We start from the raw sequence: 9,850 nt of genomic DNA, 5'->3' as shown, positions 1-9,850 counted from the left end.
GTGGTATAACCCTAGGCACTAATAATAAATATAAAAAGGAATACCCCGTGCTTTCGATTCAAGGCCTTACCAAAACATATGGCAATGGCGTGCAAGCGCTCAAAGGAGTGAATTTAACAATCCCTAAAGGCATGTTTGGGCTCCTTGGGCCGAACGGTGCCGGAAAATCATCATTGATGCGCACCATTGCAACCTTACAAACAGCGGATAGCGGCACCATCGAGTTTGATGGACTGGATGTATTTAAACAGCCGCAGGAAGTGCGCCGCCGCCTGGGTTATCTGCCACAAGATTTTGGCGTCTATCCCCGAGTTAGTGCAGCAGATTTGCTCGATCATATGGCGATATTAAAAGGTTTAGACAACGCCAAAGAGCGTAAAGAAGTGGTCGATGGCCTACTTGCGCACACCAATTTGTATGAGCATAAACTGAAAGCAGTGAGTGGTTTTTCAGGAGGCATGCGCCAACGCTTTGGCATTGCTCAAGCGCTGCTTGGCGACCCTGACCTACTGATAGTCGATGAGCCGACTGCGGGCTTAGACCCTGAAGAGCGGAATCGCTTTCACAATCTATTAGTTAGTTTGGGTGAGCAAAAAGTGGTGATCTTATCAACTCACATCGTTGATGATGTCAGTGAGTTATGCCCTAACATGGCGGTGCTAGCGGGTGGCGAAATTCTCCTGCAAGGCAACCCTATCGATTTGACCCATCAGCTTAATGGCCAGATTTGGCGAAAAGAAGTGGCCAATCAACAGCAGGCGTTAGAGCTTGAGCAGCATCTACCGGTGATTTCTAAACGCTTGTTTGCTGGCAATACTATTTTACATGTATTTGCCGATGCGCCGCCGGAAGGATTTGAGGCCGTGCCCAGTAACTTAGAAGACGTGTATTTCTCGACTTTATACCAGCAACGTGCAGCGGCACAGGCGTAGGAGGGCATATGTTACTTAAAATGCTCACCTTTGAGCTGCGCTATTTTTTGCGCCAGCCATCTTTTTACGTTTGTAGTTTATTGTTTTTCCTACTTTCGTTTGCCATGACCATGAGCGATAACCTCCCGTTGTGGGGTTCTAACGTGCATCTCAACGGCCCATTTGTGAATGCGTTTGTGCAAGTTGTGGCGTTGAATTTCGTGCTTTTTGCGGTGGTGAACTTTGTCGCTTCATCCAGCTTACGCAACGATACTGAAAACATGCTAGAGCTGGTGTACACCAAGCCTTTTAATAAGCAGGCTTACACCTTGGGTCACTTTTTAGGCTCTTTTGTGGTGACTGCGGTGGTAATGCTGTTTGTACCTTTAGGTGTGTTTGCGGGGAGCGCTTTTGGCGTCATGCTTGGTTGGTCGCCAGCCGAGCTGCTGGGCGAGCAGCATTTATCTCACTACCTGCAGCCTTATCTGGTCCTTGCTTTACCCACTTTGTTTGTGATTGCGGTGTTTTGTCATGTAGCGGCGCTGCGTTTTCGTACCATGATGGCTGTATATATTGCCGCCGTGATTCTATTTCTCACTTATTCGACCCTTTCGGTGTATTTTGAAGAGCCGTCGGTACGGGTGTGGGCGGCATTATTAGACCCCTTTGGTTATGGTGCATTTGCAGATGTAACGCGTTATTGGACCACGGTTGAGAAGAATGAACTGTTATTACCTTTTTCCAGCTACCTGCTGTATAACCGCGTGCTATGGCTCGCTGTCGCAGGAGTCGTGTTTGCGCTGCTAGGACTCAAAAGTGGTTATCAAAGCCAAGGTAAAGATAAAAAGCGCCCAGGTGTATCGCAATCAATGCGTAAGCGCGCGCAACAAGCATTAGCCAACAATATCTCGGTGCGAGTACAGAGCATTAATACCCGCAGTCAGTTTATGATGCGCACCCGGTTTGAGTTTGCTCAGGTATTAATGAGCCCAGCGTTTTTGATTTTAGCGACCATCACGCTGTTTATGCTGATTGCTCCGCTACTCGCACCAGGGGTCAGCTATGGCGTATCCAACTGGCCGCTGACACAAACTATGGTTCCCCTTATTCAAGGGGCCATGGGCGTGTTGATGGTCATTGTGTTGGTGTACTACTCTGCTGAAGTGGTATGGCGTGAACGCAACTCAAAGTTTGGCGATATCATCGATTCTTACCCAGCACATAACTTAGTGTTTTGGGGCTCGAAGTTAACCGCTGTGACCGCTGTATTAGTGATGTTATATGTAGTGGGGATGGCGCTCACTATTAGTTATCAGCTGATCAAAGGTCACTTTAATATCGAACTGGGTCAATACTTATTCCGCTTGGGTTACTTAACCTTGGTGCCTTTATTTATGACCACAGTGTTGGCCTTCTTCTTCCAAGTGATCAGCCCCAATAAATATGTGGGCATGGTACTGTTTATTGTCTATTACGCCGTAAGCTTGATCCTTAACAACTATGGCTTTAGTCATAACATGTATGACTTTGCCGGCTCCCCAGCTGCTCCTTATTCTGATTTGAATACTTACGGTCACTTTCTTAATGCAGTGCATTGGTACAATGTGTATTGGTTAGGTATGACCTTAGCTTTGGCAGCATTAGGCTACGGCTTATGGCACCGAGGTCCGCAACAAAGCCTATTGGCGCGTATACGACTGCTCAGTTATAACTTAGGCGGTAAAGGGCAAGTATTGGCAGCCTGTGGGTTGGTGATGTTTGTCGCCAGCGGCGCGTGGATATACCACAACACGCGGGTACTGAACGAATTTCACTCCAAAGACGATATTCAAGCTCTGCAGGTGCAATACGAAAAGCAGTTGGGCCAATATAAAGAAGCGCCTGTGCCTATGTTAACTAAGGTGGACATTACCGCTGATATCTATCCGCAGCGCCGACGTATTGAAGCACAAGCCGATATCACGTTCACCAACCCAACTGAGCAAGTGATTGAACGTTTCTTGGTGAGTAAACCGCAGTACAGTGAACAATGGCAGGTGAAACTAGAAGGCGGTGCCTTAGGTGAAAAGATTGATGACTTCAACACTTGGTGGTTTGAGTTCGAAAAACCTTTGCAGCCAGGGGAGGTGCGTCAAGGCACTTTAACTGTGGTACGTGCCCACCAAGGCTTTAAAGATAGCGGCTTTGATACCAGCTTGGTTGAAAATGGCACCTTTATTAATAACGCGGAACTATTACCGGTATTTGGCTATCGCCTTGATTACCAGTTATGGGATCGCAACGAGCGTCGCAAGCGTGATTTACCCGAGCTTGAGCGTGCCAATGACCTCGAGGATAGTCGCTATTATGGGCAAAACTTCTTTGGTGCCAACGTCGGTTTTATTGATTTCAGCGCCACGGTGAGCACTGATATTGATCAATTTGCTATCGCCCCAGGTTATTTGCAAAGTGAACAAGTAGATGAAGAACGCGGGCGCCGGACTTATCGCTATGAGATGGATGCGCCTATGGTGGACTTCTACAATATTATGTCGGCCCGCTTAGAGGTGAAGAAAGAGCGTTACAAAGGCATCAATATTGAAGTTTATTATCATCGTGACCACCCGTGGAATGTCGATACGATGATCCAGTCTACCAAGGACTCTATCGATTATTTCACCAAAGAGTTTGGTCCTTACCAGCATAAACAGCTACGAATCCTCGAGTTCCCAGGTTACCGTGGCTTTGCGCAGAGCTTCGCAAACACCGTTCCGTATTCTGAACGTATTGGCTTCATCACCGACTTGCGAGACCCAGATGATATTAACCTGCCTTATTATGTAACCGCTCACGAGGTTGCGCACCAGTGGTGGGGACATCAAGTTGGTGCCGCCAATGTGCAGGGGTCGGCGGTCATATCTGAAACCTTATCTCAGTACAGTGCACTGCAAGTGATGGCGGAAAAATATGGCGAGCAGAAGCTGCGTAAGTTCCTCAAATATGAGTTAGATCGCTATTTACAGGGCCGCACTATGGAAAGTTATCGCGAGATGCCGTTATATCGCTCTGAAAATCAGCAATATTTGCACTATCGTAAAGGCTCGGTGGTGATGATGGCGGTTGCTGATAGGTTAGGCGATAAGCGCACCAACACGGCATTGCGGCACTTTTTACAGGAGTTTAAGTACCAAACGAACCCTTACCCCACAACTCTTGACCTGTTGCGTCACCTCAAAGCGCAAGCGAATGAGCAAGAACAGGCCTTTATTGATGATCAGTTTAAACGCATCACTTTGTATGAGCTAGCGCTAGAAGATGTAGTCGTGAGTGAAACAAATGAGCAAAGCGGTAAGTTTAAAGTGACCTTGAGCATTGATGCCAAAAAAGTATATGCCAATGGTGAGGGGGTCGAGACAGAAGAGCCCATGCAGCAGCTGGTGGATATCGGCTTGTTCCACTTTGACCCTGAACAGTTAAGTGCCAACGATTCAGTGATTTACTTACAAAAGCATGAGCTGGTCTCAGGCGCCAATACACTAGAGCTGTACGTTGATGAGCGGCCAAGTTTTGCAGGTGTCGACCCACTCATTAAATTAGTCGATCGTGATAGCGCTAATAACGTGAAAAAGCTATAAACTTAACGATACCAATATCGGGTTATGATCTGAGCTCTCGCGTGCCAACGCTTGAGCTCTTTTTATTTTTACCCCTCGGGTCCACACTTGATCCAGAGCGTAGCCAAAAAAACGCGTGCGCTGGTCAGGGGATAAGGTCACCGGTGCTAACTGCAAAGGAGTTAATAGCTGCTGTACTAATTGTTGACGGGAGTGGCTCCAGGTATTGAAATCGCCAGCAAAAATAACAGGCCCGTTATGCTGAGCAATGAGCAGGGTTAAGGTTTTTAGTTGGCGTTGATAGTCTTCGGTGCCCCAGGTAAAGTTGATACCGTGGAGGTTCACCACAAGTAAACTGCCTCCCTGCGCTAGTGCATAACGGCTTATACTTGATGCCTTCGGTGTTCGCAGCCAGGGTTCGCGTTGGTAAAAGCGACAATAGAGCTGCGGCTGAAAATCACTGAGCAATAAGGTACCGGTTTGTTTTGACCACCCCCGGAAACCGGGGGAAAAGCGTGCATAAGGCTTGATAGCAAAGAGTTGTTGGTCGCGAAACGCCTCCTGTAAAAGCACAAAGTCAACGCCCTGAGACAGCGCTCTTAAATCCGGTAGTAGTTGTTCACGTTGTGCTTTATAAATATTCCAACTGAGGACTTCAATACGCTGAGGTAGGACGTCAGTGTGCGTAGTGATAGGTTTTCTGAGTTGCTGCGCGCATTGCCGTGGCGTTGAGACAATGCCCTGGATGTCTTCACTGGCAGCTGGTAACACCCACTGTTGCCAAAGTAGAAATGCGCTGTAAAACACCAAATATAAACTGATCACGACAATGATGTACCTTGAAGGGCTGCCAATGGGCTGTGCTATAGTGGCAAAAAAATATCAGGTTGCAAAGTATGGCACACAGAACAATTTCGCCTTTAGTGTTAGGGTTTTGGCGCATGCTCGATTGGCAGCGCAGCGCCCAACAAAACCTCGCGTTTGTAGAACAATGTATTGAGCAGGGCATTGTCGATACAGATCATGCTGACATTTATGGTCAATATCGCTGTGAGGCGGCGTTCGGAGAGTTATTAAAGCTCAAACCCAGCGTACGTGAACAAATTCGTATCATCACCAAGTGCGGCATTGCGCTGCAGCAGGGTAAGCGCGCTGTGCCCGGGCATGTTAATCACTATAATTCCAGCCGTGAGCATATTATCGCCAGTGCTGAAAAGTCACTGCAGCATTTTCACACCGATCGTTTAGATTGCTTGTTGATCCACCGCCCAGACTACTTAATGCAGGCAGATGAAGTGGCTGAAGCATTCAATACCTTGAGAGCGCGTGGTGATGTATTGCACTTCGGCGTTTCTAACTTTACCACCAGTCAGTTTGAGTTATTGCAGTCGCGGTTGGATTTCCCGCTGCAAACCAACCAAATTGAGTTCTCTCCCTATCAGATGAATGCGTTAGATGAGGGTACTTTAGATCAGTGTCAACGTTGGCGCATAAACCCGATGTGTTGGTCGCCGCTGGCGGGCGGCGAGATATTTACGAGTATGACTGAAAAGGCACAAAGGTTACGGCAAACACTAGAGCAAATCGCACAGGAAATCGGGGCAAGCGGCCTAGATCAAGTGGTATATGCGTGGTTGTTGAAGCACCCAAGCCAGCCTGCTGTGGTGTTAGGTACGGGGAATATTGAGCGTATTCGCAGTGCAATTGGCGCTCAGCTGCTAGAATTAAGCCATGAGCAATGGTATCGAATATGGCAGGCATCTAAAGGCCATGCAGTACCTTAAATATCACATCTATGTGTGGCTAATTGCAATGAGTCTTAGCTTTAGCGTCGTTGCGCAGCCCCAGCTACAGCTTTATACCGAGCACTGGCCGCCCTACAACTACCTTAATGAGCAGGGTCAGGTGGTTGGCCGGGCAACGCAAGCTGTGCGTGGGGCTTTAGAAGCCGCCAATATTGATGCTGATATTCACCTTACTACTTGGGCGCGAGCCTATAATTTAGCTAAAACTCGCGCTAACCACGGTATATTCGCAATTTATAAAACCGCACAGCGGCACCAGTTATTTCACTGGTTTTGTCCCATCAGTGCGCCCACTCCTATGTTTATCTACAAGCGCAGTGATGATCAGCGCATAAAAGTGCATTCATTGGCTGATGTGAAGCAGTATACGCTCGCAGTGAGTCGAGACGGCTGGACTCATCAGCATTTGCGGCAACAGGGGTTTAGTGATGAGCGGCACTTAGATGTGGCGGCTAGTATTGAGGTCAGCATGACTAAATTTCTAGCTGGAAGGTTAGATTTAATTTTAAATACCGAAGCTGCGATGACCTTAGCGCTGCGCCAAAGGGAGTTATCGGCCAATACAGTAATCAAGGTGTGGGAGTTACAGCAAAGTCAACGAACGCCATTATGCTTGGCAGTGAATAAACACTCTGATCCTCAATTAGTGCAAGCTCTAAAGCAGGTTTTTGATGAGAAAAATAAAAGATAAAGGGCCTGACGGCCCCTGGTTTGCAGCAACAATAAGTCGGTAAAGACCTACAAATCAAAGTCCATACTGTAGGACACGTAGGCTTTCAAATCGTCATCAGCATCAAGATCAGTTTGCAACAGGCCAAGTGTGAACCCGGCTTTACTGATGCTAACGCCATAATCTAAGTAACTATCATCTTCACCATACCACTCCCGAACGGTGTCACCACTAGAATGGCCTAAGTGGAATGCGAGCTCAGTGTCGGTGAAAACTGGAAAACTAGCATTGAGCTCTAAATAAAGCATATCTTCTTCACTGGTGGCATCGTCTTCGGCATTAAGTAGGTAGCTCGCCCCTGCGCTCAGCCATTGCCAGCTTAGTGAACCATAAACCTCACCAAAACCAATGTCGTCAGCGGCATCAGGGTAGGCATAATAGATATAACCAACGTCGTAATCGATCTCTCCCGCTGTGCCGCCAAAGCCAGCGTACAAATCCATTTCATAACTAGTGCTTGCGGCTTCGCCGAAATCAATATTGGATAGCCAAGTTCCCATATAGAAGCCACTGTCCGTAGCATAATCTAAGCCGCCCGATACTGCGGCTTGGTCATCACTTTGTGTGATCCCTCGCCAATAATAGTTTGAACTAGCCGCCACATTCGCAGTTAGACTGTTCTTAGCATGGCCTGTCATAGGCAACAGGGCGAGACAGAGTAGCCCCGAGGCTTGCCAGCGTGTTGTTTTTATCATTGTTTCATTCCCGTTTTCGCGCTGTGTTGGCATAAACAGGGCAAAGGCCATGCCAGAGTATGAAATAAATTAATAATTAAATATTTTTCAACAGCTTGGTATTGATTTTTGGAAATGGCCAGATTTCACAAAGTGATCTGTTGCACGACCCTGGTGCATATTTTATGCGGATGCACCGAGATAATTCACACCACCGTGACTCGTTATGCGCTGGTACTGTTGCTGCAAACCTGGGGGAGGCGCTTGATAAGCTGGAGCGCCGAGCGGCGCTCTGTATGGGATGAGGGGTTAACCGAAAATGGTGCGCATCAAGGTGAGGGTATCATTGATGCTGCGGCCTTTCTCCACTTCGGCGATGATAGAGTCGCGCTTGGCGCGAATATACTCTGGGATATCATCTTCGGCTAAAGCTCTATCTACCAGCGTTGCTGCAGACTCTTTGCTGCGCCTAGGTGCTTTGCTGGAAGATGAACGCTTCGGCTTATGGAGCAGCTTGTAGTAGTTTGATTGCTGTGCACTATCCTCGGCGAAATAGAAAAATAAGCATGGCAAGAGTGCCTTGTTGGCACACAAGCGTTGCTCTAGGTCATTGTCGCCGCTGGCCATAGTGTACCAGGGTAGGCGAGTTATAGTGCATACCAGCTCCTGCCAATATCGCTCGAAGTCGCGGTTACTCAATTTGGCAACACCTAGCGCAGCGCACAAAGTATCTAATTTAGCTTGGCTGGCAGGAGTGAATACATCGGGTCGGCGCATGGCTAACAGGCGCGTTGCCGGAGCAAGTGTAGGCTTTTCATCGGCATCGATGAAGATGCTTTGATAGGCTGTAACAAAGGCACTGTAATGCTCGCGCGTTACCTCTCCTTGTAGTGGAATGTGCGCCAAAGCCTGATCAAAAAGAGCTGGGAAATCAGCCAGCAATTGGTGAAATGCTTTATTGCTTCTCGTTGCAGCAAAGAGCTCGACATCAAAGCGGTAGACTGCTGGGTCATGGCTGTTGAGGTGTTTACCCGCGACTACAAGGCGGTCCTCTTTACTGAGTTCAGCTAACGACAGTTCCCGTAACCTGTCGATGTAGTCACATAAGGCTAAGTGTTCATCTAATAAAACGCGTGATTGCTGCTGTTGCAGGTATTCACATAGCACTGGCCAGGGAGTAATACGCAAGGCCTTCAGTTGCAAAAAGCTAATGGCTTCAGTAAGCAGTGTGTGTAGCTTCTTTACACAAGGGAGCTGCTGAGGCTCTAGTAACTCGTAGTTTAGGCGGTTATTGAGTGCGTCAAGTAACTCATAACACCAACCTAAGAACTCGTCTGGGTGGTTTTCAACCTTCACCGCCATTAGATTTAGGCTGATATCGGTCGCCTGTTTTAAAATATTTTGATAAATCTGACTTTCTTGTTCACCCAGCGCCATTTTTGATGGGGATATAAGCAACTTCTTCATGCTTGGTACTACAACTCCACTTGATACAACACAGCCCACTTTGAGCGGGGCTGTGCATCATACTGACATTGTGTGTTGATGCAATATTGACTTTGCTGTTTTAAGTAGCTTGGAGGCTTATCTACTATAGGGAGCACACAGATAATCATAGCGTTGTAGGTTGAGCCCCCATTGACGATATGAATCCGTGTGCGTAAAACCAAGTTTTTGCAGAATGCGTACAGAGCCCGTGTTGGCACTATCTACTTCGGCATAAATTCCCGGTAATGCGAGAGTGGTTAGCCCATATGTCATGACGCTTTGTGCCGCCTCATAGCCAAGACCCTGTTGCCAATACTGAGGAAGCATGCGGTAGCCTAAATCAGCAAGCTGTTGTTGTGGGTTGAACTTAAAACCACAAAATCCAATTAACCTGTTGTGTTGCTTGTGTATCAAGGCATAACGAGCGTAACCATAACGTTTGTATTCGTGTAACCAAACGTCTTTGATGAGGCGCCGAGCCTGTTCGCTGGTGCTTATCTGAGCGGGGTCTCCGGTATACCGAGTGACTTCGGTGTTGGCATTAAATGCGCGCACTGCTTCGGCATCAGCAAGTCGGAAATGACGCATCTGCAGCCTTGGTGTGTCTATTAATAGGGTCATGTTAGCTCCTTTTCGTTTGACAACCAGT

Annotated in this window: 8 protein-coding genes; 4 read left to right on the top strand and 4 right to left on the bottom strand. The window is 47.6% G+C overall.

Annotation, left to right across the window (positions count from 1 at the left end; translation table 11 throughout):
• Window positions 1–47 precede the first annotated feature (47 nt).
• Together W04_RS16720 and W04_RS16715 are read left to right on the top strand one after the other, a co-directional pair.
• Window positions 48–932 (top strand): ABC transporter ATP-binding protein, encoded by an 885-nt coding sequence (locus W04_RS16720; RefSeq protein ID WP_022943935.1) that lies wholly within the window; start codon window positions 48–50, stop codon window positions 930–932.
• A gap of 8 nt (window positions 933–940) precedes the next feature.
• Window positions 941–4,525 (top strand): M1 family aminopeptidase, encoded by a 3,585-nt coding sequence (locus tag W04_RS16715; RefSeq protein WP_053911668.1) that lies wholly within the window; start codon window positions 941–943, stop codon window positions 4,523–4,525.
• On the opposite strand, the gene W04_RS16710 is transcribed toward W04_RS16715, so the two are convergent.
• Window positions 4,520–5,329: an endonuclease/exonuclease/phosphatase family protein gene (locus W04_RS16710; protein WP_053911667.1), complete on the bottom strand. Its 810-nt coding sequence runs from the start codon at window positions 5,327–5,329 to the stop codon at window positions 4,520–4,522. The genes W04_RS16715 and W04_RS16710 overlap by 6 nt on opposite strands.
• Before the next feature lie 71 nt (window positions 5,330–5,400).
• Between W04_RS16710 and W04_RS16705 the strand changes: the two genes are divergently transcribed.
• The gene (locus W04_RS16705; RefSeq protein ID WP_053911666.1) at window positions 5,401–6,288 is read left to right on the top strand and encodes an aldo/keto reductase family oxidoreductase; all 888 of its coding nucleotides are present in this window, start codon (window positions 5,401–5,403) and stop codon (window positions 6,286–6,288) included.
• Window positions 6,275–7,000, top strand: a complete 726-nt coding sequence (locus W04_RS16700) for an ABC transporter substrate-binding protein (RefSeq protein ID WP_053911665.1) — start codon at window positions 6,275–6,277, stop codon at window positions 6,998–7,000. The genes W04_RS16705 and W04_RS16700 overlap by 14 nt, the downstream gene beginning before the upstream one ends.
• A gap of 47 nt (window positions 7,001–7,047) precedes the next feature.
• Here the strand turns inward: W04_RS16700 and W04_RS16695 are convergent, their stop codons facing one another.
• The 3 genes from W04_RS16695 to W04_RS16685 form a co-directional block, all read right to left on the bottom strand.
• A complete protein-coding gene (locus tag W04_RS16695; RefSeq protein ID WP_082342274.1) occupies window positions 7,048–7,734 on the bottom strand; it encodes a TorF family putative porin in 687 nt (228 codons plus the stop codon).
• Between the two features lie 288 nt (window positions 7,735–8,022).
• On the bottom strand, window positions 8,023–9,180 hold the full coding sequence (locus tag W04_RS16690; protein ID WP_053911664.1) for a hypothetical protein: 1,158 nt from the start codon (window positions 9,178–9,180) through the stop codon (window positions 8,023–8,025).
• Between the two features lie 117 nt (window positions 9,181–9,297).
• Complete coding sequence (locus tag W04_RS16685; protein WP_053911663.1) at window positions 9,298–9,822, bottom strand: GNAT family N-acetyltransferase; 525 nt, start codon at window positions 9,820–9,822, stop codon at window positions 9,298–9,300.
• Window positions 9,823–9,850 lie beyond the last annotated feature (28 nt).

The organism is Pseudoalteromonas sp. SW0106-04 (genome assembly GCF_001293805.1).
Classification (GTDB): domain Bacteria; phylum Pseudomonadota; class Gammaproteobacteria; order Enterobacterales; family Alteromonadaceae; genus Pseudoalteromonas; species Pseudoalteromonas ruthenica.
Note: the sequence above shows the minus strand (reverse complement) of the source record. Positions and strands in the feature narration are given on the sequence as shown.

Excerpts from the sequence above, each read along its gene's own strand:
- W04_RS16715 (WP_053911668.1), top strand. The coding sequence starts at position 941 with ATGTTACTTAAAATGCTCACCTTTGAGCTGCGCTATTTTTTGCGCCAG.
- W04_RS16705 (WP_053911666.1), top strand. The coding sequence starts at position 5,401 with ATGGCACACAGAACAATTTCGCCTTTAGTGTTAGGGTTTTGGCGCATG.
- W04_RS16700 (WP_053911665.1), top strand. The coding sequence starts at position 6,275 with ATGCAGTACCTTAAATATCACATCTATGTGTGGCTAATTGCAATGAGT.
- W04_RS16695 (WP_082342274.1), bottom strand. The coding sequence starts at position 7,734 with ATGATAAAAACAACACGCTGGCAAGCCTCGGGGCTACTCTGTCTCGCC.
- W04_RS16690 (WP_053911664.1), bottom strand. The coding sequence starts at position 9,180 with ATGAAGAAGTTGCTTATATCCCCATCAAAAATGGCGCTGGGTGAACAA.
- W04_RS16685 (WP_053911663.1), bottom strand. The coding sequence starts at position 9,822 with ATGACCCTATTAATAGACACACCAAGGCTGCAGATGCGTCATTTCCGA.